Raw genomic sequence first — 26,367 nt, forward strand, 5'->3', positions numbered from 1 at the left:
GCCTAATCGCGTCGCGATAAGGCTGCGTATCCTTCCCCCATCGAGGGGGAAGAAGGGTTGCGTTCATCCCGTCATCCCCGCGTGGGGTAGACCGCGCTGTCGCCAAATTATCTCTCCCCTGGTTTCCCGTAGCCGCCGCCGCCGGGCGTTTCGATGACGAAGGCGTCTCCCGCGGCAAGGTCGGCGCTGCCCGTCGCGGCCAGCATCTCGATCCGGCCGTCGGCGCGTTCGACCCAGTTGCGTCCCGGCGCGGCGTCTTCGCCGCCCGCGAGACCCTTTGGCGCGATGTGGCGGCGGTTCGCGAGGATGTTCGCGGCCATCGGCTCGCGGAAGCGGATGCGGCGGGTGGCGCCGTCGCCGCCGCGCCGTTGGCCCGCACCGCCCGAACCTTTGCGGATCGAGAATTCCTCGACGATCACGGGGAAGCGCGTTTCCATGACTTCGGGGTCGGTCATGCGGCTGTTGGTCATATGCGTCTGGATCACGGATGTGCCGTCGAAGCCCGGACCTGCGCCCGAGCCGCCGGCGATCGTTTCATAATATTGGTGTGTTTCGTTTCCGAAGGTGAAGTTGTTCATCGTCCCCTGCGCGGGGGCCATCGCGCCGAAGGCGGCGAAGAGCGCGTCGGTGATGACCTGGCTCGTCTCGACATTGCCCGCGACGACCGCGGCGGGATAGGTCGGGGACAGCATCGAATTGTCGGGAACGATGAGCGTGACGGGGGCAAGGCAGCCCTCGTTCATCGGGATCGGATCGTCGAGCATCGTACGCAGAACATAGAGCACCGCGGCGCGGACGACGGGCATGGGCGCGTTGAAATTGTCGGGGAGGGTCGCCGACGAGCCGGTGAAGTCGATGGTGACGTGGCGCGCCGTCCGGTCGACTTTGACGGCGACGGCAACCTCGGCGCCATTGTCCATTGCGTAGCGGAAGGCGCCGTCGTCGAGGCGCGCGATAAGCTGGCGCACCGCGGCTTCGGCCTGACGCTGGCCATGCGCCATATAGGCGGCGACGGTGGCGCTGCCGTGCGTGGCGGAAAGGTCGGCGAGTGCGCTCGCGCCGCGCTGGCAGGCGGCGACCTGCGCCTTGAGGTCGGCGATATTGAGCGCGGGGTTGCGCGCGGGCCATGGGCTGTCGACGAGGTGCGACGCGACCGCGGCGTCGCGGAAATGGCCGTCGTCGACGATCAGCATATTGTCGAAAAGTATGCCCTCGTCCTCGATGCTCTTGCTGTCGGGCGGCATCGACCCGGGGGCGATGCCGCCGAGGTCGGCGTGGTGGCCGCGCGCGGCGACGAAGAAGCTGGGGGTGTCGCTGTCGACGAATACCGGCATGATGACGGTGATGTCGGGAAGGTGGGTGCCGCCATCGTAAGGCGCGTTGAGCGCGTAGGCGTCGCCGCGCCGGATGCCGCGGCCGTCGCGGGTACGCTGGCGCAGGATCGTGCGGACGCTTTCGCCCATTGAGCCCAAGTGTACGGGCATGTGCGGGGCGTTGGCGACCAGCCGGCCCTCGCCGTCGAAGATCGCGCACGAGAAGTCGAGCCGCTCGCGGATGTTGATCGACGAGGCGCTGTGCTGAAGCGCGCCGCCCATTTCCTCGGCGATCGCCATGAACAGGCTGTTGAAGATTTCGAGGCGGATCGGGTCGGGAGTGGTCAGGTCGTCGCTCGCGACGATTTGTGTTCCGGCCGCGCGCGTGTGGGCGAGGAGCAACGTGCCCTCGCTTTGGACCTCGGCGCGCCAGCCGGGCTCGACGATCGTCGTCGAAAGCGCGTCGATAATGATCGCGGGGCCGGCGATGGCGCGGCCGGGGGCGAGGGCGCTGCGCTGGTGAAGCGGGACCCGATGCTCGGCGCCCGCGAGCCATGCAGTGACGATTTCGGGTTCGGGTTCGGTGGTCGGCGCGGGCAAGGACAGTGCTGCGGGAGCATCGCCCGCCTCGGTCAGTTCGACGCGGATGCGGTCGACGACGAGATTGTCGTGCGGGGCGTAGCCGAAGCGCTGGCGGAAGGCGGCGGCGAAGGATCTGGCGACCTCAGCGGGTGCGGCGAGCGGGAGTTCGATCGCGTTGTCGCTGTCGGCGAGGCGAACGAAAATCAAGGTTTCGCGCGTCGTCGCTGCATCGGGGGCGAGATCGGTGCGGGCTTGATCCGACAGCTCGGTTTCGGTCGCGGCGAGGGCAGCGCTGCAATGCGCGTCGAGTTTGAGCGCCAGCGTGCGCTCGCGGATCGCCGATGGCTTGGCGAGGCCCATGCCAAAGGCCGAGAGTACGCCCGCGAGCGGATGGAGCAGGATTTCGTCGACGCCGAGCGCATCGGCGACGAGGCAGACATGCTGGCCCGCCGCGCCGCCAAAACCGACGAGGCTGTAGCCTTGCGTGACGTCGTGGCCGCGCGCGATGGTGATGCGCTTGATCGCGTTCGCCATTTGCTGGACCGCGATGGCGAGCAGACCTTCGGCGAGGGCTTCGGGGGTGATATTCCCGACTTTGGCGGCCATGGCGGCAAATTTTTCCACCACCACCGCACGGTCGAGCGGCTGGTCGCCGTTCGGGCCGAAGAGCTTGGGGAAATGGCCGGGCTGGATCTTGCCGAGCAGGACGTTGCAGTCGGTCACCGTCAGCGGCCCGCCACGGCCATAGGCGGCGGGGCCGGGGTTCGCGCCCGCGCTTTCGGGGCCGACGAGCAGGCGCGCGCCGTCCCAGCGGCAAATCGACCCGCCGCCCGCCGCGACGGTGTGGATGCGCAGCATCGGGGCGCGGATGCGCGTGCCCGCGACGATCGTCTCGTTATCGCGCTCGAGCCGGCCGGCATAATGGCTGACGTCGGTCGAGGTGCCGCCCATGTCGAAACCGATGAGGCGGGTTTTGCCCAAGGGCGCGGCGCTCCCGACCATGCCGACGATGCCGCCCGCGGGCCCCGAGAGGATCGCGTCGCGGCCGTGGAAGGCGGGTGCGGATGCGAGGCCGCCCGAGCTTTTCATGAACTGCGGGGCCGCGTCCTCTCCGAGCTGCGCGACGAATTGCCGGACATAATGGTGGAGGACGGGCGAGAGATAGGCGTCGGCGAGCGTCGTGTCGCCGCGGCCGATCAGCTTGATCAGCGCGCTGACGTCGTGGCTGGTCGAGATCTGGGTGAAGCCCGTTTCGCGCGCGATGGCGGCCAGGCGGGCTTCGTGCGCGGGGTGGCGGTAACCGTGCATTAGCACGATTGCGATGCTGGTGAGGCCCCGCTCGCGCGCGGCTTGCAGCGCGGCGCGGGCGGCGGCTTCGTCGAGCGGGGTCAGGATGTCGCCCTCGGGGCCGACGCGTTCGATGATTTCGGCGATCGCGGCATGGGGCGGCGGGATGCGGTCGAGCCGCCGCGCGAAAAGCTCGGGGCGGTCCTGATAGCCGATGGTGAGAGCGTCGCCGAAGCCGCGCGTGATCGCGAGCAAGGTCGGTTCGCCCTTGCGTTCGAGGAGCGCGTTGGTCGCGACCGTACTTCCCATGCGGATCGCGAGCGGCGGGAGCGCGCCCGCGCCCGCGCCCGTCAGGTCGCGGATCGCATTGACCGCGGCGTCGCCGGGGCGCGCGGGGTCTTCGCTGAGATATTTGGTGGTGACGACGGCGCCGTCGGCGCTGCGCGCGACGACATCGGTGAAGGTGCCGCCGCGGTCGATCCAGATTTGCCAGTAAGGGTCAGAACTTATGACGTCAGTTTGTCGGGACATTGTCCGGCCAGCGAATGACGATGGCGAGGCGGTTGTCAACCGCTGTGCGCTGCCAGCTGCCCTTGAGCTGGCGTTCGATCAGGGTGCGGATGAAGTGGGTGCCGAAGCTTTCGCAGTCGATGTGCGGGGTTTCGGGGAGGTTGCTTTCGACCCAGTCGAGCTGGATGTCGCCTCCGTCGCGGTGCCAGCTGACCGCGAGGCCGCCCGCGCCCGCGAGCGCGCCATATTTGATGCTGTTCGTGACGAATTCGTGGACCGCGAGCGACAGCGCCTGTGCGCCTTCGTCGTCGAGGCGAACTTCGGGGCCGGCGATCGCGGCGAGCTGTTCGGGGGAGCGACCGGCGAGCTCAAGTTCGCGGTGGACGATCCGCCCCAGTTCGACGCTGTCCACCGCGCCGGTGACGAGCATCTGCTTGGCGTCCGAAAGCGCGCGCATGCGACCGTCGAACTTGACCTCGAAATCCTCGAGGCTGGTGGATTCGCGGAGCGTGATGCGCGCGAGCGCGCCGATGCGCGCGAAGGCGTTTTTCATGCGGTGCGCCATCTCGCCGATCATCAATTCGCGGTCCTCGGCGTGGCGCGCCGTTTGCACCGCGAGCGCCTGAAACGCGTCGCTGCGGCGGCGCTGGACGCGGTGAAGCTGGGTCGCAAGCAGCGCCAGCGCGACGCCGAACAGGAAGATGCCGAGCGGGCGACCCAGCCGTTCGAGGAAGCGGCCGTAGGAGATGTGCATCGTCCATTGCCGGTCGGCGACGCGCAGCACCTGCTCCTGCGCATCCCAGCCCATCTTGCCCTGGCGGAAAATGACCGGCGCCGAGGGACCGGCCCCGGCGCGGATTTCGAGGCCGTCGATTTTGCCCAGCTGCGGCCCGAGCACCGCCTTCATCATGTCGTTGATGCGGAAGGGGGCGTAGACGAACGCCTCGACCGGCCGGGTGCCGGGGGCTTTTGCCGCATTGTCCGTCACCCCCGACCCGCGGGTGTAGACTGGGAGATAAATGAGAAAGCCCTGCTGCTTGACCTTTGCCGCGCGCTCCTGCGCGAGATGGACGATGCCGCTCGCGGCCGGGCGCCCGGTCTGCCAGGCACGTCGCATCGCCGCGCGCCGCACGGGCTCGCTGTACATGTCGAAGCCCAGCGCGACATCGCGGCGCGGCGTATAGGGTTCGAGGAGGATGACGGGAAAGCCGACGGGCTGGTCGGTCTCGCCCCACACCTTGATATTCTCGCCGTAATTTTCGTGCAGCCGCGTCTCGATCGCGGCGGGCGTACCCGCGCGCATCGCGGCGGCGATGCCGATGCCCTCCATCCCGGGGGCATGGACCTGCGGCCGGAGCGCGCCGAGATAGGCGCGGATGCCGGGGCCGCTTGCGGCGGCGTCGGACTGGTAGAGCGCGCGGACGCCTTCGAGGATCGCGACATGATCGCGCAGCCGCATGTTGAACTGCGCCGCGACGCGTTCGGCCTGATCGGCTTCTTCGGCCTGATTATAGAGGAAACTGGCGCCGGCCGCGACGATGGTCGCAAGCAGGATGACCAGCCCGACGAAGCGGACCAGCAGCGCCAACAGCCGATCTGCCCAGGTTGAAGGGCGCATTATCTTGTCCTGCCTGATGGCTGCCGTAGCAGCGCCCCCCTCCGAGGCCAGATGTTTCACGCGAAAGGGCTGATAGCAAGTAAATTTCGTGCCGCTTCGGCCCCATCGCTGGCCGGTTGCAAGCGAAAACCCATTGCCTATGATGCCGCATATAGAATGGGAGAAGCGCGATGATTATTTACGGGTCGGTGGTGTCACCGTTCGTGCGCAAATTGCTGGCATATCTTGGCGAAAAGAGAATCGATTTCGAGCTGAAGGGCGTCGGAATCGGCGACCCCGATCCGGGGTTTCGTGCCGCCTCGCCGCTCGGCAAGATGCCCGCGATGGACGATGACGGCTTCCTGCTCGCCGATTCGAGCGCGATCATCCAATATGTCGAGGCGAAATATCCCGAACCCGCTCTGATTCCCGCCGACCCGCAGGAGCGCGGCCGGGTGATCTGGTGGGAGGAGTTTGGCGACACGGTGTTTGCGGCATGCAGCGGCAAGATGTTCTTCAACCGCATCGTCGCACCGAAATTCCTGGGGCGCGAAGGCGACCTGGCCGCCGCGGCGCAAGCGGAGAGCGAGGAATTGCCCAGGCTGCTCGCCTACCTCGAAAGCGCGATCCCGGCGTCGGGGTTTCTCGTCGGCGACCGGCTGACGCTGGCCGACCTTGCGGTGGCATCGCCGCTGATGAATTTCCGCCACTGCGGCGCGTGCATCAATCCGGCGACGCATCCGAAGATCGCGGCGTGGAGCGAGGCGATCCTGTCGCGGCCGAGCATGGCGATGTGGATTGCGAAGGAAGAAAAGCTGATGGCGCGGGTGCTGGCGGCCTAGAATTCGACGATGATCCGGACCCTGTCGGCGCTGATGCCGGCAGCGACCGCGATCTGTTCGCGGCTGCGGTCGATCAGATCCAGCAACGTCTCGGGTTCCCCGGGCGCTTCGTCGATCACCGGTGCCGACTGATCTTCGTCGATGCCGGGCGCAGGGTCCGCGGCGTCCGCCAGTTCGGGCGCCGGGCCGATGGCGCTCTTGAGTTCCACGGCGCTCAGCGTTGCCGGCGATACCGGACCTTCGAACTGGCATCCGAAAAGACGTCCGCTTGCCCAGATGACGACTGCCGTTATGTCGCCGGCATGCGGCAGCTCGATTTCTATTCGGTCGCCGGTCGCCAGTTTGACATCGCTTTCGAGCAGCAGGCCCGTTCCGGAGATATTGTGGATCTGGACCTCAAGGCCCGTGCCGTCATGCCGCAAGCCCGAGGCGAGAAGGCTGAGTTTCCGGCGCGCGTCGAACCGTTTTTCGGCGCTGGGCGCCGATGGCAGGAAATGTCCGAAAATAGGCATATGCGGTTGTTGGTGCCGGGCTGGTTAAAAGAAGGTTAGCGAGCGCGCCGAAAGATGGTGCGCCGGCACAAAAAGCACGGGTTTCGGCCGCGCGGCCTTCATCGCTCAGGATATGGTCAATTCGACCGTTCGCGTGATCCCGATCGCGTCCAGAAACGCCGTGTCGTGGCTGACGACGAGCAGCGCGCCGTCATAGGCGGCGAGGCCGGTTTCGACGGCGGTCAGCGACTCGATGTCGAGATGGTTGCCGGGCTCGTCGAGAATCAGGAGCTGCGGCGGCTGCGGCGCGCCGAGGACACAGGCGAGTCCGGCGCGGAGCATCTGCCCGCCGCTGAGTGTCCCGACGATGCGATCGGCGGCGTCGGCGCGGAAGCGAAAGCGTGCGAGCGCGGCGCGGCACTGGTTGTTCGTCGTCCCGGGGTTGAGCGCGAGGAAATTGCCGGCGATCGACTGCGCGGGGTCGAGCAGGCTGACGCGTTGGTCGAAGAGCGCGAAGGGGACACCGACCCGGACCTGTCCCGACCAGGGGGGCAGGGTGCCGGCGACGAGCGCGAGAAGCGTCGACTTGCCCGAGCCATTGGGACCGGTGATCGCGACGCGTTCGGGACCGGTGAGGGTGAGCGACAGATTTTCGATGACCGGCCGGTCCTCGGCATAGCCTGCCGTGACATGATCGAGGGCAAGCACGGTCCGCGACGCGGGAAGACCGGTCGAAGGCAGGCCGACCGCAAGGGGGTCGACGATCTCGATCTTCGCGCGCGCGGCGGATAGCTGCTCTTCGGCCATGCCGCGCTGCCGTTCGGCGAGGCGGCTTCCCGCCGCGCGGGTTTCTTCGGCGCGGCGCTTGAGACCGCCTATAAGGATTTTCGGCATGTCGCCGCGCGCGGCCTTGGCGCGTCCGCGCGAGTCGCGGCGGTCCTGTTTTTCGGTCGCCGCCTGCGCCTGCCGCTGCGCGGCGTCGGCGCGCTTTTCGGCGCCCGCGAGTTCGGCCTCGACCGCCGCCTGCTCGATGTCCTTGCGCGCGCGATAGGCGCTCCAGCAGCCGCCATAGCGCGTCCCGCCGAGGCTGGTCAGCTCGACGATCGCGTCCATTTCCTCGAGCAGTTCGCGGTCGTGGCTGACGACGATCGCGCCGCCGCGCCAGCCGGCGAGCAGGTCGCGCACGGCTTCGCGGCCCTCGCGGTCGAGATTGTTCGTCGGTTCGTCGAGAAGCAGGAAATCGGGTGCGGCGAACATCGCGCCGGCGAGCGCGGCGCGTGTGCGCTGTCCTCCCGACAGCTGTGCAAGCGGAGTGTCCGCGGGAAGCGTCAGGCCGACACCGGCGAGCGCCTCGTCGATCCGCGCTTCGAGCGTCCAGTCGGCGTCGCCGATTTCTTCGACACTCGCTTCGCCCGCTTCGGCCTTGCGCAGCAAGGCAAGGCCGTCGCGTGCGCCGAACAGATCGGCGATGCTTTCGTGAGCCGCGACCTGCACGGTCTGGCGGAGCATCGCGATGCTGCCGTCGATCGCAATGCTGCCCGATGCCGGCGTGAGATCGCCGGTCAGCAGACGCAGCAGCGTCGACTTGCCGACGCCGTTGCGCCCGACGATGCCTGCGCGTTCGGGCTGGAAATTAAGGTCGAGGTCCGAAAGGACGGCGCGGCCGTCAGGCGTGGACCAGCTGAGGTTGGAGATTGTAATGGATGGAGAGATGGGGGGCATGAACATGAACTTTCCTGGCGGCAAGGCGGGGCTGCGTTGCGGTCAGGTTGCGGTCCATGGCGGGAATCTCCGGTTGGTTGAGCGGGTGATGTAGAAGCTGCGGTTGCGGCATGCAACCGGGGTCGACCGGGGAGGTCGGTCTGACGTGGTATGAAAACGACGATGGCGGACGTTCTCTATCCTCGTCACCCCGGACTTGATCCGGGGTCCATAGCTGCCGTCACGCTAATGAATCCCGGATCAAGTCCGGGGTGACGAAAGGAGGAGATGGCAGCTCCCCATCCCGAAAGCGCCCGCTATCCGTCCTTCGTGTATTATCCGAATAAAACCCCTTGCCAAGCAAGCGCTACAAATGTAGCACGCTACAAATGTAGCGCATGAGGTGAGTCGTATGTTGTCCAGCCTGCCCCCGCGAGAACGCGAGATCGTCGATATTCTGTATGAATGCGGTGCGTCGACCGTGACCGAAATCGGAGAGGCGCTGGCCGACGAATTGTCAGGTTCGGCGATCCGCGCGATGCTGAAGCGGCTCGAGACGAAGGGCTTTGTGGCGCGCGAACAATCGGAGCGCGGTTTCGTCTATGCGCCCAGCGTGTCGGACAAGACGGCGCGCAAGTCGGCGCTGAGCCAAGTCGTGCGCGTCTTCTTCAACGGGTCGGCGACGAGCGCCGCCGCCGCGCTGCTCGGCATGCAGGACGAGATGAGCAATAGCGAACTCGACGAGCTTGAACAGATGATCGCCAAAGCGCGCGAAGGGAGAGGGTGATGTTGACCACCGCAATGTTGCTGGGCCTTGCCTGGAAATCCGTTGTCGTCGCGGCGCTGACGATGGGACTGTTGCGGCTGATGCGCTCGCGCTCGGCCGGCGAGCGGTCGATGATCGCGCACGCCGGGCTGATGGCGCTGCTCGCGCTGCCCGCGGCGATCCTGCTGCTGCCGCAATGGGCGCCACTCCCCTCGAGCTGGTCTTTCGAACCCGCCGCGCCGATTGTGCAAGCGGCAACAACGGGGGGATCGGCGATCGATCCGGCACCCGCCACGGCTTCAGTCCCTGTCGTGGTCGATGGTGCCGGATCGACGCCGATCGTCTTTTCGTGGAGCGACCTTGCCCCCTTTCTCTATCTTGTCCCGCTCCTGCTATTATCTGGAGTGATGGCGCTCGCCGTCGTGCGGCTGTTCGCGATGCGCGGGCGCGCCGAGATCCTCGTCGAACGCTCGTGGCTGTCCGCGCTCGCCGAGGCGCAGCGGCGCATGGGGTTCAAGCATGGCACCGCGCTGCTGGTCAGCAACGAGCTGCGCTCGCCGATCAGCTGGGGCGTGCTGCGCCCGACGATCGTGCTGAGCCCGAAAGCTGTGGCGGCATCGGGTGAGGCCGAGGCGATCATCGCGCACGAACTGGCGCATGTCGCACGGCTCGACTGGGCGAAATTGCTCGGCGCGCGTGTCGCCTGCGCGGTCTTCTGGTTCAATCCGCTGGTATGGATGCTGGCGCGCGAAAGCCATCAATTGCGCGAGGAAGCCGCCGACGATGCGGTGCTGATGGCCGATATCAACGGGCCCGATTATGCGACTTTGCTGGTCGGCGCGGCGCGGCACGACAATCAGGGCGCGCTGCTCGCCGCGCATGGCGTCGCGCCGGGCAAGGACAGCCTGAAGCGCCGCATCACCCGCGTCCTCGACGGCAGCCTGAAGCGCGGCCCGGCGAGCGCGAGCTGGATTTTGATGAGCCTGGTGGTGCTGGCGGGCGTGACCGCGCCGCTGGCGGCTTTTTCGGCGACCGCGAGGCCCGCGGCGACGGCGGACGTCCACTCCGTCGTCGCCTCGACAACCAAGCAGACGGCGAGCGTGACATCGCAGTCCGCCGCCGCCGCAAAGGTCGCCCAGACCGATGATGCGGCCACCGCCGCGGCGGCATCGAAGACGCTGAGCGCCGAGGAACTGGTGAGCATGCGCGCGGTCGGCGTGACTCCCGAATATGTCGAAAAGATGCGCGAGAGTGGCGGGTCGATGGACGCCGACGACATCATCTCGGCCAAGGCGAGCGGGATCGATCCTGCCTATATCCGGCAGATGCGCGATGTCATTCCCGGCGCCGATTTCGACGAGCTGGTCGGCGCGCGGCACGTCGGCGTCAACGCGGCCTTTGCCCGCGACATGAAATCGCATTTCCCCGACATCGGGGTCGACGATCTGATCGCGCTGAAGGCGATGGGGGTCGACTGCGACTTCGTCACCGACATGCAGAAGTCGGGCGTCAAGATGCGCGATGCCGACGACGCGATCGAGCTGCGCGCGACGGGCGGGTTCCGGCCCATGGCGAAGTATCGTCCCGCGGCGATGCCGCGCCCGGTGACGAAAGCGGTGCGCGGCGACAATGTTGCAGTCGTCGATATGGAGCGCGGCGTGATCGAGGCGCGGCGCGGGGATGGCCGGACCGCGCGGATCGAATTCCCCGCATCGCCGGAACCGCCCGAGCCCCCCGCCCGCGACTGACGCCCGGACATTCGTCCGTAGCGACCGACGATTAATCGAAACTTGATTCAAAATTGCCGCTGCGGCGGCGAGCGATGACGCTCGCCCGGCGCACGGAGGGAGGAGTGCACCAAATGAAAGCCCTGCTATTTGCCGGCGGCGCCACGCTGCTGTCGATCCTCGCCTGTTCGGCGCCGACCGCCGCTGCCGATCCGCTCGTCCTGAGCGACGTCAGCTGGGTCGCCGAGCCCGCGGGCGGAAAGAAGGGCGCGCCGCGCGTCCGCATCCGGCACAAACAGTCGAGCAGCGACCAGAGTTTCGACGGCTCGCGCCCCTATTTCGCTGCGGCAGAAGCGGCGCTCGGGCGGAAAACGCCGGGGCCGGTCAGTTTTACTGTGACACATGATGCGGGGACGCTGGCGTGCACCGGCACGCTGACCCGCGCGTTCGAGGGGAAGGGCGAGTGCCGCTTTACTTCCGACCCCGCCTTCGAGCGTGCGCTTGGCGAACGCGGACTGGTGCCCGACCGGCGGTCGACCTTGCTTGCGATGCTGATGGTCGATGCGACGATCGAGCTTGCCGATGGGCTCACGCGCGAGGGGGTGCGGCCGAAGGATGCCGACGACCTGATTGCAGCGGCGGCGCTCGATGTGCGGCCGGCCTATGTTCGCGACCTCAAGTCCGAGGCGCTGGTGCTGACCGAAATCGAAGATGCGATCGCGTGCAAGGCGCTGGGCGTCGACGGCGCCTATGTGCGCGGGCTCGCCGCGGCGGGATACCGGAAGCTGAGCGCCGACGAGGTCGTCAGCATGAAGGCGATGGGCGTCACGGGCGAATATGCGCAGGCGATGAACCGCGCGGCGGGGGGAATTTCCAAGTGAACCGATGGACCAGCCTGATGGCGGTTGCGGCCGTGCTCTCGGCGCCCGCGCTGGCGCAGGAGACGGCGGCGCCGACCGGCGATACCCCGCCGCCCGCGCCGACCGAAATCGCGCCGACCGCGACGACCACGGCGCGGCAGGTCTATACGCCCGCCGACTTCGCGCGCTACGCGCCGAACAACGCCTATGACATGCTGATCCAGGTTCCGAGCTTCCAGATCCGCGACAACGAGAATCTGCGCGGGCTGGGCCAGGCGACGGGCAATGTGCTGTTCAACGGCGAGCGGCCGTCGAACAAGGCCGACGACATGTATACGCAGCTGTCGCGCATCCCCGCCAGCAATGTCGAACGGATCGAGATCGTCGACGGTGCGACGCTCGATATTCCGGGCCTGTCGGGGCAGGTCGCCAATATTGTCTATCGCGCCGATGCCTTTTCGGGGCAGTTTTCATGGAAGCCCGAATTTCGTGCCCATTACACCGATCCGCTCCTCACCCGCGCCGACGTGTCGGTGCGCGGCCGCGCCGGCGCGGTCGAATATGAGGTCGCGCTGAACAACGACGATTCGGCGCGCAGCGGCGCGGGCGGGCCGACTTTGATCTATGACGGCGCGCGCAATATCATCGAGCGGCGCAAGGACATCTGGAACACGCATTACGACACGCCGAAGCTGTCGGGGCGCATCACCTGGGATCCCGCCGGCGATACGGTCGCCAACCTCGGCGGCCACTATCAGCGCATATATGACCGCTATTACGAGGATGGCGTGCGTATCGGGCCGGGTCTGCCCGACCGTATCCGCACGGTGTATGAGAATGAAGACAGCTGGAATTACGAGGTCAGCGGCGATTATCAGTTCGGGCTGGGGCCCGGGAAGCTGAAGCTGATCGGGCTCCGCCGGTTCAGCCACGAGCCTTATCGGCAGGAGATCGTCACGACGCCCGAGGGCGGCGTCGCAACCGGCGACCGCTTCATGCAGACCGGCGACATCGGCGAGACGATCGGGCGCGGCGAATATCAGTGGAAGATGTTCGGCGGCGACTGGCAGCTGTCGGGCGAGGCCGCGTTCAATACGCTCGACAATGTCGCGTCGATCGCGGTGCTCGATCCGACGGGGGCGTGGGTCGATCAGCCGTTCGAGGGCGGCACCGGCGGTGTGAGCGAGGATCGCTATGAGGGTTTGCTGAGTTTCGGGCGCAAGCTGACCGACAAGCTCAATTTCCAGATCATCGCGGGCGCCGAACATTCGACGATCACGCAGACGGGCATGAACGGCCTGACGCGCAGCTTCTTTCGTCCCAAGGGCTCGATTTCGCTGGCGTGGACCCCGTCGCCCGATTTCGACATTTCGGTGAAGCTGCGGCGGCGCGTGCTCCAGCTCAGCTTCTACGATTTCCTCGCGCGCGCCTTCCTGAACGACGGCAACCAGAATGAGAGCAACAACGACCTGCGGCCGCAGCAGGACTGGACCTATGAAGCCGAGATCAACAGGAAGTTCGGGGCGTGGGGCTCGACCAAGATCATCTTGATCTATCGCGATGTCGAGGACCGGGTCGACGTGATCCCGATCGGCGCCAATGGCGAGGCGGTCGGCAATATCGCCAAGGCAAAGGCGGGGGCGATCGACTGGACGGCGACGATCAACCTCGATCCCGCGGGGATCAAGGGAATGAGGCTCGAACCGCGGATGTTGCTGCAGAAAAGTTCGCTGCGCGATCCCTTCACCGGCGAGAAAAGGCAGTGGAACGGCTTCACCGACACGGTGATCAGCCTGGGCCTGCGCCACGATATCCCGGCCAGCGACTGGGCGTGGGGCGGCGATGTCGAATATTCGCATTATCAGCCCAATTATCGCCGCAACCAGACCGACAAGGTCTGGGAAGGGCCGGTCTGGGCGTCGGTCTTTGTCGAGCATAAGGATGTGCTGGGCCTGACCGTCCGCGCGTCGATCCGCAATATCGCCAACGCCCGCTCGAAGCGCGACCGCACGGCCTATACCGGGGTTCGCGGTGAAAGCCCGGTGAACTTTATCGAGGAACGCGATCGGCTGATCGGCCCGATCTTCTCCTTTTCGGTGCGCGGAAAGTTCTGACGGGCTAAGGGAATCCGATGGTGGCGCGCCGCATCAAAATCTATTTCGACGGCGGGTGCCGGCCCAATCCGGGGAAGATGGAAACCGCCGTCGTGACCGGCGGCGCCGCGATGGTCGTGCGCGACGCGGGGATCGGCAGCAGCATGGATGCCGAGTGGCTGGCGCTGATCGCGGCGCTGCGGCTGGCGCAGGATCTGGGGCTGACGAATTTTGTCCTGCTCGGCGATGCCGCGGCGGTGGTGGAACAGGCGAATGACGTGGCGCGGGCGCGGGGCGACGCCGCCGCGCATCTCGCCGCGTTCCGCGCGCTCGTCGGAGACGGTCCGGTGCCGAACATACGCCATGTCAAGCGGACGCAGAATCTGGCGGGGATCGCGCTGGCAAGCGGGCGATAACGCGCCGAAGGGCTGTCCATCGGGATCGCCAGTTGCTAAGCGACGCGCGCCTATCCTTTGGCGGCCCAATGGAAGACCAGCGTGTTGAAGCCGACCCATCCCTTGCCTGTCCATCATAGCTGGCCGCTTTATGAGCGTGATCGCTTTTTCGAGCTTGGGCGGCTTCATCTCGGCGACACGCTCGATCCGATCCCCGACGTCGTCGATGTCGCGGCGCGGCTGTTGCCGGTGCGCGCGCGGATCGGCCAATGGGAATGCGACCTAACCGACAACAACCGGCTGAGCTGGTCGGACGAGGTATATGACATTTTCGGCATTCCGCGGGGTGTGGCGGTCGCGCGCGCCGAGGCGGTCGCGCTTTATGCCGAGGGGTCGCGGGCGGCTATGGAGAAGCTCCGCGCCTATGCGATCCGGCACCGGCGCGGCTTCACGCTCGATGTCGAAATAAAGCCGGCGCAGGCGCAGCGCCGGTGGATGCGGTTGATCGCAGCGCCGGTTTGTGTGGGGGATGAGGTCGTCCGGCTGCAGGGGCTGAAATTCATCGTTCCGGCCTCGGATGGTCCCGAATTTTGAACCGATCGAACAGCCGGGCCTGAGAAACCACCGTTCTGGCAGGATTGGTCGCGGCATTCGTTGACGCGGGTGCGCCTTCGCCGCAGTCGATATGGGACAGACGTTGCGGGCGCCGAAGGGCCAGCCACGTCTGATTCTTCCATTCATTCCCGAAGGCATTTGCCCCGTCTTATGAAGTTTTTTAATCGGTTTGCGTCGGCCGCGCACGACATGGCCATCGACCTGGGTACTGTGAACACCGTGGTTTATGTGCGCGACAAGGGCATCGTACTCAACGAGCCGTCGGTCGTTGCGCTGGAGACGCGCGACGGGGTGCGGCGGGTGAAGGTCGTCGGCAACGAAGCCAAGCCGATGATGGGCAAAACCCCCGACAATATCCAGGCGATCCGGCCGCTGCGCGATGGCGTGATCGCCGACATCGACGTCGCCGAACAGATGCTGAAACATTTCATGGACAAGGCGCAGGGCGGCGCGAGCCGCTTCATGCAGCGCAGCAACGTCGTGATCTGCGTGCCCTCGGGATCGACGATGGTCGAGCGCCGCGCGATCCGCGATGCCGCGACGAACGCCGGCGCGGTGTCGGTGCAGCTGATTGAGGAATCGCTTGCCGCCGCGATCGGCGCCGGTCTGCATGTCACCGAACCAAGAGGCGCCATGGTCGTCGATATCGGCGGCGGCACGACCGAAGTCGCGGTGCTGTCGCTGAGCGGCATCGCGTACAGCACATCGGTGCGCGTCGGCGGCGACAAGATGGACGAGATGATTTCGTCGTCGATCCGCCGCCGGCACAATCTGATGGTCGGCGAAATGACCGCCGAGCGCGTCAAGCTGACGATCGGCTGTGCGACGCCGCCGGTCGGCGACGGGATGATCATGGGCGTCAAGGGCCGCGACCTGGTGACCGGCCGCCCCGCCGAGGTCAAGGTAACCGAGGCCGAAATCGCCGAGGCGCTGACCGAGCCGGTCGGGCAGATCGTCAGCGCGGTGCGCGCGGCGCTGGAACAGACGCCGCCCGAACTGTCGGCCGACATTATCGACGAAGGCATCACATTGACCGGCGGCGGCGCGCTGCTGCGCCGGATGGATCAGGCGATTGCGCGCGCGACGGGGCTGCCGGTGGTGGTTGCCGACGATGCGCTGATCTGTGTCGCGATGGGAGCCGGCCGCGCGTTCGAGGACCGCGCCTATCATGGTGTACTGATCGCGGCGTAAGGCCGCGCTGGGTTCCCGCTTTCGCGGGAATGACGAAGTTTAAGGATCAGGCGTAAGCGTCGATCGCCGCGAGGTGGCGCGCCTTGTCGGCGTCGCCGAGGAACGAACCGGCGAAGCTGTTGCGTGCGAGCGTGACGAGGTCGTCCTTCGACAGGTCGAGCGCGTCGGCGACCGCCTGATAATTGGCGTTCACATAGCCGCCGAAATAGCTGGGATCGTCGCTGTTCACCGTCGCGCGGAGTCCGGCGCCGAGCATGCGCTTGAGCGGATGGTGGGCGATGTCATCGACGACGCAGAGCTTGAGGTTCGAGAGCGGGCAGACGGTGAGCGTCATGCCCTGGGCCGCGAGGCGCGCGACGAGTGCGGGGTCTTCGAGGCTGCGGTTGCCATGGTCGATGCGGTCGACCTTGAGCAAGTCGAGCGCCTCGTGGACATAGGCGGGCGGGCCCTCCTCGCCAGCATGCGCGACGATCTTGAGGCCGAGGCCGCGGGCGCGGGCGAAGACGCGTTCGAATTTTGCCGGGGGATGGCCGACCTCGGACGAATCGAGGCCGACGCCGTCAATGCGATCGAGGAAGGGCAAAGCTTCGTCGAGTGTCGCTTCGGCGTCGGCTTCGCTGAGGTGGCGGAGGAAGCACATGATGAGCTTCGATGTCATTCCGTAGCTTGCCGCCGCATCGTCGAGTGCGCGGGTGATGCCCGCGATGACGGTTTCGAACGCGACGCCGCGTGTCGTATGGCCCTGCGGGTCGAAGAAGATTTCGACGTGGCGGACAGCGTCGGCGTTAGCGCGGGCAAGATAGGCGGCGGTCAGGTCATGGAAATCCTGCTCGGTTTGGAGGACGCCCATTCCCTGATAATAGATGTCGAGGAAATCCTGGAGGTTCGAGAAGGCGTAGGCCGCGCGCACGTCCTCCACCGATGCGAAGGGGATCGCGACGGCGTTGCGCTGCGCAAGCTCGAACATCAGTTCGGGTTCGAGCGAGCCTTCGATATGAAGGTGAAGCTCGGCCTTGGGTAGGCCGGCGATGAAGGCGGCCCGGTCTTCGGCCGATGCGAAACCATCAGGCATTGGGCTTGTCCTCCTCGCGCAGGATGATCGCCGCTTCGGGCTTGTGCTGGCGGATTTCATCGACCGTCAGCCCATCGACTTCGTGCGGGAAGATCAGCCACTGGTCGGTTTCGTGGACGAAGAAATCGGGGCGCAGGTCGGTGACGTTGCGCCCGGGTTTGAACCAGACGGTCGCGATGCGGATATCGCGCGGCATATTGTGGCGGCAGCGTGCTTTCAGCTCGGCGATGAAGGCGCGGATGCTGCGCCCGCTGTCGAAGACATCGTCGATGATGAGCAGCCGGTCCTCGGGGTTCAGCGTGTCGATCAGATAGCCGAGCGCGAAGACTTTGACGTGCGCGTCCTGTTTGTCGATGCCGTGATAGGAGGAGGTGCGGATCGCGATATGGTCGCAATGCTGGCCGTGATAGTCGAGCAGTTCCTGCACCGCAATGCCGACCGGCGCGCCGCCGCGCCAGATGCCGACGAGGTGCGTGGGCTTGAAGCCGCTGTCCAGCACCTGCATGCCGAGCCGGAAGGAGTCGGCGAGCAGGTCGTTTGCGCTGATGAAGATTTTGGCGTCGCTCATGCGCGTGGATTAAGCCTCCGGGAGGAGCGGGGCAAGGCGGGTTTCGACCGATTGATGCCGAACTACTCCCCTCCCGCTTGCGGGAGGGGAAACTCAAATCCACCCCAAAGCCGAGGTCAGCGTCGCCGCATCACTTCTTCTTCGCCGCGATATAGCGCGTTACCTGCTCTTCGAGAATGTCGAGCGGCAGGGCGCCTTCGCTGAGCACGGCTTCGTGGAAATCGCGAATGTCGAAGCGCGGGCCGAGCTCGCTTTCGGCGCGTTTGCGCAGTTCGGCGATCTTGAGCTGACCGACCATGTAGCTCGTCGCCTGACCCGGCCAGTTGAAATAGCGGTCGACTTCGCGCGCGATGTCGGTGTCCGAGACCGAGCTGTTCGCCTTGAAGTAAGCGATCGCCTGTTCGCGCGTCCAGCGCTTCGAATGGATGCCGGTGTCGAGCACGAGGCGGATCGCGCGCCACACCTGCAACGAGAGCATGCCGAAGCGGTCATAGGGGGTCTTGTAGACGCCCATCTCGCTCGCGAGCCGCTCCGAATAGAGCCCCCAGCCCTCCATATAGGCGCCGTAGCCGCCGAACTTGCGGAATTTCGGGATGCCTGCGAGTTCCTGCTGGCGCGCGATCTGGAAATGGTGCCCCGGCGCGCCTTCGTGGGCGGCGATGCCGGCGACCTGCACCTTCTGTGTTTGGTTCATGTCCACGAGGTTGACGTAATAGATGCCCGGACGCGTCCCGTCGGCCGACGGCGGGTTATAGAAGGCGGTCGACGCCGTCCCCTCGCGCCATTTCTCGACCGCGCGCACCTCGAGCGCCGCCTTGGGCAGCACGCGGAAATAGCGCGGTGCGGCGGTCATCACTGATGCGATCACCGCACGCGCGTCAGCGAGATAGGTTTCGTGGCCGGCCGCGGTATTCGGATATTTGAACTGCGGATCGGTGCGGATGTGGTCGAAAAATTGTTCGAGCGTGCCGGTGAAGCCGACCTCGCGCTTGATCGCCTCCATTTCCTGCCGGATCGCCGCGACCTGGGCGAGCCCGAGGTCGTGGATCTGGTCGGCGGTGAGGCTGGTGGTGGTCGAGCTCTTCAGCCGGTCGGCGTAATAGGCCGCGCCGTCGGTGAGGTTCCACGCGCCGAAATTGCCCTTCGATTTCGGCTCGATTTCGTCGATCGCGGCGATCAGCGTCGTGTAGCCGTGCTTGAATGGCCCGGTCAGCGCAGCGCTCGCGTCGGCGAGCAGCTTTGCCTTGGTCGCCGCGGGCGCATTCAGCGCATCGACCTTCTTGCGGAAGTCGGCCATCAGCGTCGAATCGGCGCCACCGTCGAAGGGCGCACCCGCGACGACTTTCAGTGCGTCGGCGCGTGCGGGGGCGAAATTGACCTTGTTGGGGATGATCCCCGCCGCGGCCTGTTCGCGCATCGTCGCCGCGACTTCGCGCATCACGCGGTCGGTGTCGCGCAGGCGAGCGATATAGGCTTCGGCGTCCTGCACGCTGTCGATCTTGTGATTGTTGATGAGTAGCACCGGGATCGCACCGGCGGGGCTTCCGTTGGTCGAGACCGGGAAGCGCAGCTTACGGAAGCGGAGCGATTCGCGGCCGCGTTCGACTTCATATTCGAACAGACGGTAGCTGACGCGCGCGCTTTCGCCGAGCTGGTCGGGCTTGAAGCGCGCGTGCATGTCCTTGAGCTGGCGCTCGGCCAGTTCCTGTTCGCGCACCGATGCGGCGTCGGTGTAATCGTCGAGCTTGGCGTAATTGGTCTTGAGCCCGAGCTGGGTCTGTGATTCGGGGCTGAGGCCGAGCCGCTCCTCGAACGCCTGATCGAGGAACTGGAGGAGGGCCTGGTCCTGCGCTCCGGCTTGCGGTGCAGCCTGTGCGAAGGCGGGGGCGGTCATCGGCGCGAGGGGCAGGACGGGGAGCAGCATCAGGGCAACGGCAAAGCGCATCACATTCTCCTATTCGAATGAGCGGCTTGTTGCGCAGTGCCGGGCCGGGCGCAATAATATTTCAGCGGTCTGGGGGAGATGCATGCCTGTTTCGCGAAGGCTGTTATCTGGGGAGCTGCCGTTCCCCATTTTCGTCATCCCCGCGAAAGCGGGGACCCAGAGCGTCCGTCGGCTGCCCGTCCCTGGGTTCCCGCTTTCGCGGGAATGACAAAGAAAAGAGAGCAGAAATGGGTCGTCCCCAGTCTCCGCCGCCCGCTTATTTCCGCGTCGCAGCGCTCTTGTCGCGGATTGCCTTGAATTCGCTGCCGTCCTTCCACCCCGGCCATTTGGTCGAGCGGGCGAGTTCATCACCGATCTGGTAAAAAACTTCGATATCCTGAACCGCGCCGTCGAGGTTCCAGCTTTCGTCCCACGCATCGCAGGCCTGATGATAGCATTTGCCGGTATAGGCATCGACCCACGCCTGTCCGGCGGGCTTACCGCCCCGGGCGAGATCGGAGGCGCCCGCGATGCCCATCATCAGGAGGACGGGGACGCCGCGCTTGGCGAGGCTGAAATGGTCGGCGCGGTAGAAGAGGCCGCGTTCGGGGAGGCTTTCGACGCTGACGGTGCGGCCTTGGGTGGCGGCGACGCGCGCGAGATCGTCTTCGAGCGTGCCCTGTCCCTTGCCGACGAGGACGACGTCCTTTGCCTTTCCGGCGGTCTGGAGGATGTCGAGGCCGAAGTTTGCGACGGTTTTCTCTGCAGGGAAGATCGGGTTCTGGGCATAGGCTTCGGAACCGAGCAGTCCGCGCTCCTCGGCGGTCCAGAAGGCGAAGGCGATCGTCCGGTCGGGGGCGGGCGCCGCCTTGAACAGCCGTGCGATCTCGAACAGTCCGGCGACGCCCAGCGCGTCGTCGTTGGCGCCGGCGCGGTAGATGCGGCCCTTTTCGTCGGGCGCGCCCTCGCCATAGGCGTCCCAATGCGCGCCATACATCACCACCTCGTCGGGGTGCTTGGCGCCGGGGATTTTGGCGAGGACATTCTGGCTCTGCACGACCGCCTGCGTCACGGGGATCGCGGCGTTGAAGCTGGTGCCGAGGTCGATGGGTTTGAAATCCTTGCGGCGCGCTGCGGTGCGCAGCTTTGCCAGATCCTGTCCGGCGTTCGTGAACAGCGCCGTCGCGGTCTCGCCCGAGATCCAGCCCTGGAGCGCTAGGCTGGTGACCTTTTCGGCGGGGACGACGAGGCCGTAATTTTCGCCGCCGGGGCTTTTGACGACGTTCCAGCCATAGCCGACGCCGTCGGTGTCGTGGACGATCAGCGCGCCGATTGCACCGCGGCGCGCGGCTTCCTCGAACTTGTAGGTCCAGCGGCCATAATAGGTCATCGTGCGGCCGCCGAACTTGCCGAAGCTGTCCTCGCCTTTTGTGGCGACGAAATCGGGGTCGTTGATAAGGAAGACCGCGACCTTGCCCTTGAGGTCCTGCCCCTTGAAATCGTCCCAGCCGCGTTCGGGCGCGGAGACGCCGTAACCGACGAACACCATCGGCGCATTCTGGATCACCGCCTGATCCTTGGGCTGGAGCGTCGAGACATAGATGTCGGTGCCGAAAGTCAGCGGGGTCGCGGTGCCCTTGCGGTCGAAGGCGAGCGTCGTCGGGGTACCGAGGCGGGTGTGGAGCAAGGGCACGGGCTGGGTCCAGCCGCCGCCGGTGCCCGCGGGTTCGAGCCCGAGCGCCTGCAGCCGGCCGATCAGATAACCGATCGTGCGTTCCTCGCCGATTGTGCCGGGCGCGCGACCCTGAAACTGATCGGAGGCGAGGGTGCGGACGGTCTGGGTGAGGTTCGCGGCGTCGATGCCGGGCGCGTTTTGCGCCGCGGCGGGAATGGCGAGCAGGGGGAGGAGCAGGGCGGCGGCGTGGCGCAGGGACATGATGAATCGGTTCCGCTTTGGGGGAGGAGATCGAACCCTAGCATGGTCAAGCGCTTTGTGAACCGGTGCGGCGGCGGTTGAGGCTGGCTAGAGTGCAACCAGCAATGCGGCAAGCGTCGCGGCCGCGATCGCAAGCAGCACCGCAGCGCGGAGGCCATAGAGGCGCAGGAGGCGCGCCGTTCGCGGCTCGGCGGGTGGCCAGTCGGCGACGACGGCAGGCTCGGCTTCGGGCCACACATCGCCGATGCGGATAGGAAAGCCGGGTCGCGATGAGAGGTCCGGCCCGCTGATCCCGCTGGCGAGCGCGAGTTTCTCGAAGGCGACCGCCATCCTTCCTTCCTTGACAATGCGGGCGGCGTGTTCCTGCTGCGGATCGTCGGGCGAGACGGGGAGCGCGCCAACGAGGCGTTCGACCTCGATATCGAGTGCGTGCAGGTCGTCGATCGCCTCCATCGCGCGCGACCGGTCGCCGCGTTCGAGCGCGAGTTGCAGCCGCGTCAGCGACAGAAAGCCGACGCGGCAGAACTGGAGCCCCAGCGCATAGTCGTCCGCCGTCGGCGGGCCGTTATGACGGACCGGGTCGGGCTCGTGCCGGGTCGAAAGGGCGCTCATGATCTTTGCTCCTGTCTTCACTCGCCCCCTGTCAGATCGACTAGAGAGAAGAAGCGCGGGCGCGAAAGCCCCGATCGGGTCCGCTGTGCCCTGGATACGCCGGACGGTGGCGCGGCGTGGGACTTCCAGTTTGAAAGCAAGAAACGGGGCGCGGGTCGGCGCGCGCGGTGGCATGGCCCGGGGCATGACGGAAACCATGGAAACAGACATCGGCGCGCGTATCGAAGCGCTGGACTGGGACTCGATCGCCGTGGCGCTCGACCGCGACGGGTGGGCGGTGTTGCCGGGGCTGTTGAGCGACGCCGAGTGCGACGGCACTGCGGCGCTCTATGCTGAGGAGGCGGGGTTTCGCAGCCATGTGTTCATGGCGCGGCACGGCTTCGGGCGCGGCGAATATCGCTATTTCGCCTATCCGTTGCCGCCTCTGGTCGCGGCGCTGCGGAGCGGGCTGTATCCGTCGCTCGCGCCGATCGCCAATCGCTGGCACGAGCGGATGGGAATGGCGGTGCGCTTTCCCGCCGGGCACGCCGAATTTCTGGCGCGGTGCCATGATGCGGGCCAGCGGCGGCCGACGCCGTTGCTGCTGCAATATGGCGCGGGCGATTATAATTGCCTGCACCAGGATCTGTATGGCGAGCATGTCTTTCCGTTGCAGGTTGCGGTGCTGCTGTCGGCGCCGGGTGAGGATTTTACGGGCGGCGAGTTCGTGCTGACCGAGCAAAGGCCGCGGATGCAGTCGCGCGCCGCCGTCGTGCCGCTGGCGAAGGGCGATGCGGTGGTGTTTGCGGTGAATGTCCGGCCCGTGAAGGGCGCGCGCGGCGACTATCGCGTCGCGATGCGCCATGGGGTGAGCGAAATCCGGTCGGGGCGGCGGCACACGCTGGGCGTCATTTTTCACGACGCAACCTAAGCGCGCGGTCAGTCGTCCAGCGAGCGCATCAGATTGTCGCGTAGCTTGGCGACCGATTTCTGCACGTCGAAAAAGCTGTCACCGAGACCGGTCGCGTCGAACAATTCATTGCCGATCTCGTGACTGCGCAGCTCGCTGCCCTTGGGGGTCAGGCGGATGCGCACCTGGCGCTCGTCGGCGGGGTCGCGGCGGCGCTCGATGAAGCCTGATTGTTCCAGTTTCTTCAAAATCGGGGTGAGCGTGTTCGATTCGAGGAACATTTTTTCGCCGAGTTCGCCGACGGTCTGGTCGTCCTGTTCCCACAAAGCGACAAGCGCGACATATTGGGTGTAGGTGAGGCCGAGCTTTTCGAGGATTGGGCGATAGGCGCGGCCGAAAGCGAGATTTGCCGAATAGACCGCGAAGCAGAGGAATTCGCCAAGTTTGGGCCGTTCGGGGGCGGGCGACTTCGTCATGGGCGTTCCTTGGTGAATGTCCGAAAATTCAAGCGTGTACGATGAAATCGGAATCCGCGGGTGTCAACCGGGCGGTGCGGGGAACACCGCCCGGAGAGACATCAGACGAGGTTGAGTTCGATGTCGATATTGCCCTCGACCGCCTTCGAATAGGGGCAGATCTTGTGCGCGGTGTCGACCAGTTCGCGCGCGATGTCGCGGTCGATGCCGGGAACCTGGATGTCGAGGCGGGCGCGGAGGACAAAACCGTCAGCGCGGTTCAGCAGCTCGATCTTCGTGTCGGCTTCGGGCGAGGCGGGCAGCGCGATCTTGCGCTGTCCGGCGGCGAGTTCGAGCGCGCCGATGAAGCAGGCCGACCATGCGGCGGCGAAGAGATTCTCGGCGGCGGGGTGCGGCTGGGGCAGCGCGAGATCGAGAACATCGTTCGTGCTGCGGGCGTAGCCGTCGGGGCCGCCTTTGACGTGGGTGGTGCCGGTGAAGATGATTTTGTCAGCCATTTCGGGTTCCTTTCGGAGTTTTTGATCGCATCCGTTTAGATCGGATGCGATGTAATTAAGTGAGTCGCGCCGCAATGTCAATCGCTAGCGATTAAATCGCGTACGATATAATAATAAAATATTGATATTTAATGGATAAAATTTGATCTGGATGGTCGCTAATCGTCTTCCGGTGCGGCGGCGTGCCGAGGCAGTGTCGGCTTCGATCGAGAGCTGACCTATCCATCATCGTCACCCCGGACTTGATCCGGAGCCTGCCTTCTTGAAGGAAAAGGCGGGTCCCGGGTCAAGCCCGGGATGACGGAAGTGGATGATCGAAAGGATGCTCACCACCCCTAAGCAGACGCGAGACGGGCAGGCTATTTCGCCGCAGCATCGCTCGCCGGGCGCGTCCAGCCCTTCTTGTACTTTTCGAACCAGGCGAGGATTGCCGAGGCTTTGGCGGCCGATTGCGACGGGCGCGCCGCGATGCTGCCGTGGCTGGCGCCCGGCACCTTGATCAGCGCGCTGGGCACGCCGCGAAGGCGGAGCGCGGTGTAATATTGTTCGGATTCGCTGACCGGGGTGCGGTAATCCTCGGCGCCGACGATGACGAGCGTCGGGGTTTCGACATTGCCGACGAGCGAGAGCGGCGAGCGCGCCCAGAAGAGTTCGGGCTTTTCCCAAGGTTCGGCGCCGAGCCAATAGGGGCCGAAGAAGCCGGGGCCGTCGGCGGTGAGCGCCTGCGTCGTCCAGTTGATCACCGGCTTTTGCGTGACCGCGGCCTTGAAGCGGTTGGTCTTGCCGACGATCCAGCTGGTGAGCACGCCGCCGCCCGAGCCGCCGGTGACAAAGAGCGCGTCGGGGTCGGCGACGCCAAGCTCGATCGCGCGGTCGACGATGCTGATGAGGTCGAAATAATCATTGCCCGGATATTGCTTGTCGATCTCGTTCGCGAAGGCCGCGCCATAGCTGGTCGAGCCGCGCGGGTTCGCCGAGAGGACGGCATAGCCGCCCGCGGCGTAAAGCTGGTTGTCGGTCGAGAAATGGCCGCCATAGGCCGCGAAGGGGCCGCCATGGATTTCGAGGATCAGCGGCACGCGCTGGCCATCGCGGTAGCCGGGCGGGAGGGTCAGCCAGCCCTCGATCGTCTTGCCGTCGTGGCTCGATGCTACCGTGATCTTGCGGACTTCGCCGAGCGATTTCACTTCGCGCAAGCTGCGGTTGAGGTCGGTGAGGATGCGCGCGGTGCCGCCGCGATTGAGCTGTACCTCGGCGGGGCGGGTCGCGGTGCCGCCGGTGAAGGCGATTGCGCCTCCGTCGGAGACGGTGAAACTGCCGCCCGTATAGGGGCGGTCGAGTCCGCCGCCCGAAAGGCCGGTCGCGGCGGTGCGCACCGCGCCGTCGAGACCGATGCGCGCGACTTTCGTTTCGCCATGATCGTCGTATTGCGCGTAAACCGACTTGCCGTCGGCGCCCCACTGGATCGCGTCGATGCCATAGTCCCAATTGCCCGTCAGGCTGCGCTTGCCCGATCCGTCGCGGTTCATGACGTAGAGCTGGGTATTCTCATAGGCGCGCAATTTGTCGTCGAAGCCGAGATAGGCGATCTTGCCGCCGTCGGGCGAGACGAGCGGATTGCTGTCGGGGCCGTTGCGGTCGGTGAGCGCGGTGACCGTGCCGCTCGTCACGTCGAGCGCGTGGACTTCGCTCTCGACCGGGTCCTTCTCCCAATCGGGTTTGCGGTTCGCGCTGAAATAGAGGGTGCGGCCATCGCGCGACCAGCTCAAGGGGCCGCCGTCATGATAGGGGCCGAAGGTGAGCTGACGCGGCGAGCCGCCGGTTGCGGGGACGACGAAAATCTTTTCGAAGCCGGGTTCGAGATAGCCTTCGCCGTCGGCGCGATAGGCGAGAAGGTCGTGGACCTCGAGCGGCTCGGCCCATTTCGCGCCTTCGGGTTTGTTCTTCGGCGCCGCGCCGAAGCTTGGACCATCGTCTTTGACGAGCATCGTGTAAGCGATCGAACGGCCGTCGGGCGACCAGGCGAGGCTCGACGGGCTGGTCGGCAGACCGGTGAGGCGGACCGCTTCGCCGCCGTTCATCCAGCGCACCCAGAGCTGCGCGCTGCCGCCCTCGGTCGAGGCGAAGGCGAGGCGCTTGCCGTCGGGCGACCAGCGCGGGGCGAAAGCGCCGCCGCTGCGGCCAGCGACCGGGGTTTCCTCGCCCGTCGCGGTGTCGATGAGCCAGATCGAGCTGACCGCGCGGTCGGACATGATGTCGTTCGAGCGGCGGACATAGGCGATGTGGCGGCCGTCGGGGCTGATCTGTGGGTCCGAAGCGATCGAGAGGTCGAAGAGGTCGGCGCCGGTGAGGCGGCGCTCGGGGCCCTTGCGCGCGCTGCCGGCGGCGGAGGCGGACATGGGGGCGGGGGCGGCGGTTTCCGC

At 66.1% G+C, this 26,367-nt stretch carries 22 protein-coding genes; 10 read left to right on the top strand and 12 right to left on the bottom strand.

Going from position 1 to position 26,367, the window contains the following annotated elements; genetic code table 11:
- Nucleotides 1-107: 107 nt before the first annotated feature.
- Entirely contained in the window at nt 108-3,713 is a 3,606-nt protein-coding gene (locus tag ATE70_RS18105; RefSeq protein WP_058539152.1) for a hydantoinase B/oxoprolinase family protein, read from the bottom strand.
- Nucleotides 3,697-5,310 carry a CHASE domain-containing protein gene (locus ATE70_RS18110; protein ID WP_058539153.1) on the bottom strand — a complete coding sequence of 538 codons (1,614 nt, stop codon included), beginning with the start codon at nt 5,308-5,310 and terminating at the stop codon, nt 3,697-3,699. The genes ATE70_RS18105 and ATE70_RS18110 overlap by 17 nt, the downstream gene beginning before the upstream one ends.
- Nucleotides 5,311-5,480: 170 nt before the next feature.
- Here ATE70_RS18110 and ATE70_RS18115 point away from each other — a divergent pair, with 170 nt between their 5' ends.
- Nucleotides 5,481-6,131 carry a glutathione S-transferase family protein gene (locus ATE70_RS18115; protein WP_058539154.1) on the top strand — a complete coding sequence of 217 codons (651 nt, stop codon included), beginning with the start codon at nt 5,481-5,483 and terminating at the stop codon, nt 6,129-6,131.
- Here ATE70_RS18115 and ATE70_RS25860 read toward each other — a convergent pair.
- On the bottom strand, nt 6,128-6,553 hold the full coding sequence (locus tag ATE70_RS25860; RefSeq protein ID WP_443028828.1) for a PilZ domain-containing protein: 426 nt from the start codon (nt 6,551-6,553) through the stop codon (nt 6,128-6,130). The genes ATE70_RS18115 and ATE70_RS25860 overlap by 4 nt on opposite strands.
- On the opposite strand from ATE70_RS25860, the gene ATE70_RS25510 reads away from it, so the two are divergent.
- Nucleotides 6,434-6,682 (top strand): hypothetical protein, encoded by a 249-nt coding sequence (locus ATE70_RS25510; RefSeq protein ID WP_231740079.1) that lies wholly within the window; start codon nt 6,434-6,436, stop codon nt 6,680-6,682. The two genes, ATE70_RS25860 and ATE70_RS25510, sit on opposite strands and share 120 nt — an antisense overlap.
- A 66-nt stretch (nt 6,683-6,748) precedes the next feature.
- On the opposite strand, the gene ATE70_RS18125 is transcribed toward ATE70_RS25510, so the two are convergent.
- Entirely contained in the window at nt 6,749-8,350 is a 1,602-nt protein-coding gene (locus ATE70_RS18125; RefSeq protein WP_197411513.1) for an ABC-F family ATP-binding cassette domain-containing protein, read from the bottom strand.
- A gap of 385 nt (nt 8,351-8,735) precedes the next feature.
- On the opposite strand from ATE70_RS18125, the gene ATE70_RS18130 reads away from it, so the two are divergent.
- The 7 genes from ATE70_RS18130 to ATE70_RS18160 all read left to right on the top strand — a co-directional run bounded on the left by ATE70_RS18130 (nt 8,736) and on the right by ATE70_RS18160 (nt 15,970).
- The gene (locus ATE70_RS18130; protein ID WP_058539156.1) at nt 8,736-9,110 is read left to right on the top strand and encodes a BlaI/MecI/CopY family transcriptional regulator; all 375 of its coding nucleotides are present in this window, start codon (nt 8,736-8,738) and stop codon (nt 9,108-9,110) included.
- Complete coding sequence (locus tag ATE70_RS18135) at nt 9,110-10,837, top strand: M56 family metallopeptidase (protein ID WP_058539157.1); 1,728 nt, start codon at nt 9,110-9,112, stop codon at nt 10,835-10,837. Before ATE70_RS18130 ends, ATE70_RS18135 begins: the two co-directional genes overlap by 1 nt.
- A gap of 113 nt (nt 10,838-10,950) precedes the next feature.
- The gene (locus tag ATE70_RS18140; RefSeq protein WP_058539158.1) at nt 10,951-11,697 is read left to right on the top strand and encodes a hypothetical protein; all 747 of its coding nucleotides are present in this window, start codon (nt 10,951-10,953) and stop codon (nt 11,695-11,697) included.
- Entirely contained in the window at nt 11,694-13,790 is a 2,097-nt protein-coding gene (locus tag ATE70_RS18145; RefSeq protein ID WP_231732766.1) for a TonB-dependent receptor plug domain-containing protein, read from the top strand. Before ATE70_RS18140 ends, ATE70_RS18145 begins: the two co-directional genes overlap by 4 nt.
- A 17-nt stretch (nt 13,791-13,807) precedes the next feature.
- The gene (locus tag ATE70_RS18150) at nt 13,808-14,185 is read left to right on the top strand and encodes a reverse transcriptase-like protein (RefSeq protein ID WP_058539160.1); all 378 of its coding nucleotides are present in this window, start codon (nt 13,808-13,810) and stop codon (nt 14,183-14,185) included.
- An 84-nt stretch (nt 14,186-14,269) separates the two neighbouring features.
- Nucleotides 14,270-14,758 carry a hypothetical protein gene (locus ATE70_RS18155; protein ID WP_058539161.1) on the top strand — a complete coding sequence of 163 codons (489 nt, stop codon included), beginning with the start codon at nt 14,270-14,272 and terminating at the stop codon, nt 14,756-14,758.
- Nucleotides 14,759-14,929: 171 nt separating this feature from the next.
- Nucleotides 14,930-15,970, top strand: a complete 1,041-nt coding sequence (locus tag ATE70_RS18160) for a rod shape-determining protein (protein WP_058539162.1) — start codon at nt 14,930-14,932, stop codon at nt 15,968-15,970.
- 46 nt (nt 15,971-16,016) lie between these two features.
- Here ATE70_RS18160 and ATE70_RS18165 read toward each other — a convergent pair whose 3' ends face one another.
- From ATE70_RS18165 to ATE70_RS18185, 5 genes are all read right to left on the bottom strand, one after another.
- The gene (locus tag ATE70_RS18165) at nt 16,017-17,042 is read right to left on the bottom strand and encodes an adenosine deaminase (RefSeq protein ID WP_058539163.1); all 1,026 of its coding nucleotides are present in this window, start codon (nt 17,040-17,042) and stop codon (nt 16,017-16,019) included.
- Complete coding sequence (locus ATE70_RS18170) at nt 17,035-17,610, bottom strand: phosphoribosyltransferase (protein WP_058539164.1); 576 nt, start codon at nt 17,608-17,610, stop codon at nt 17,035-17,037. The genes ATE70_RS18165 and ATE70_RS18170 overlap by 8 nt, the downstream gene beginning before the upstream one ends.
- A gap of 130 nt (nt 17,611-17,740) precedes the next feature.
- Nucleotides 17,741-19,555: a DUF885 domain-containing protein gene (locus ATE70_RS18175; protein WP_058539165.1), complete on the bottom strand. Its 1,815-nt coding sequence runs from the start codon at nt 19,553-19,555 to the stop codon at nt 17,741-17,743.
- A gap of 256 nt (nt 19,556-19,811) precedes the next feature.
- On the bottom strand, nt 19,812-21,470 hold the full coding sequence (locus ATE70_RS18180; protein WP_058539166.1) for a M28 family metallopeptidase: 1,659 nt from the start codon (nt 21,468-21,470) through the stop codon (nt 19,812-19,814).
- An 87-nt stretch (nt 21,471-21,557) separates the two neighbouring features.
- Nucleotides 21,558-22,082 carry a hypothetical protein gene (locus ATE70_RS18185; RefSeq protein WP_058539167.1) on the bottom strand — a complete coding sequence of 175 codons (525 nt, stop codon included), beginning with the start codon at nt 22,080-22,082 and terminating at the stop codon, nt 21,558-21,560.
- A 196-nt stretch (nt 22,083-22,278) separates the two neighbouring features.
- Between ATE70_RS18185 and ATE70_RS18190 the strand changes: the two genes are divergently transcribed.
- Nucleotides 22,279-22,992 carry a 2OG-Fe(II) oxygenase gene (locus ATE70_RS18190; RefSeq protein ID WP_231732765.1) on the top strand — a complete coding sequence of 238 codons (714 nt, stop codon included), beginning with the start codon at nt 22,279-22,281 and terminating at the stop codon, nt 22,990-22,992.
- Nucleotides 22,993-23,000: 8 nt separating this feature from the next.
- On the opposite strand, the gene ATE70_RS18195 is transcribed toward ATE70_RS18190, so the two are convergent.
- The 3 genes from ATE70_RS18195 to ATE70_RS18205 form a co-directional block, all read right to left on the bottom strand.
- Nucleotides 23,001-23,447, bottom strand: a complete 447-nt coding sequence (locus ATE70_RS18195; protein ID WP_058539169.1) for a MarR family winged helix-turn-helix transcriptional regulator — start codon at nt 23,445-23,447, stop codon at nt 23,001-23,003.
- Between the two features lie 101 nt (nt 23,448-23,548).
- Nucleotides 23,549-23,944, bottom strand: coding sequence for an Ohr family peroxiredoxin (locus ATE70_RS18200; RefSeq protein ID WP_058539170.1), 396 nt, complete (start codon nt 23,942-23,944; stop codon nt 23,549-23,551).
- A 359-nt stretch (nt 23,945-24,303) separates the two neighbouring features.
- Nucleotides 24,304-26,367: S9 family peptidase (locus ATE70_RS18205; protein WP_058539177.1), on the bottom strand; the 2,064-nt coding region annotated here is incomplete at its 5' end.

The organism is Sphingopyxis sp. H053, from assembly GCF_001468225.1.
GTDB lineage: Bacteria > Pseudomonadota > Alphaproteobacteria > Sphingomonadales > Sphingomonadaceae > Sphingopyxis.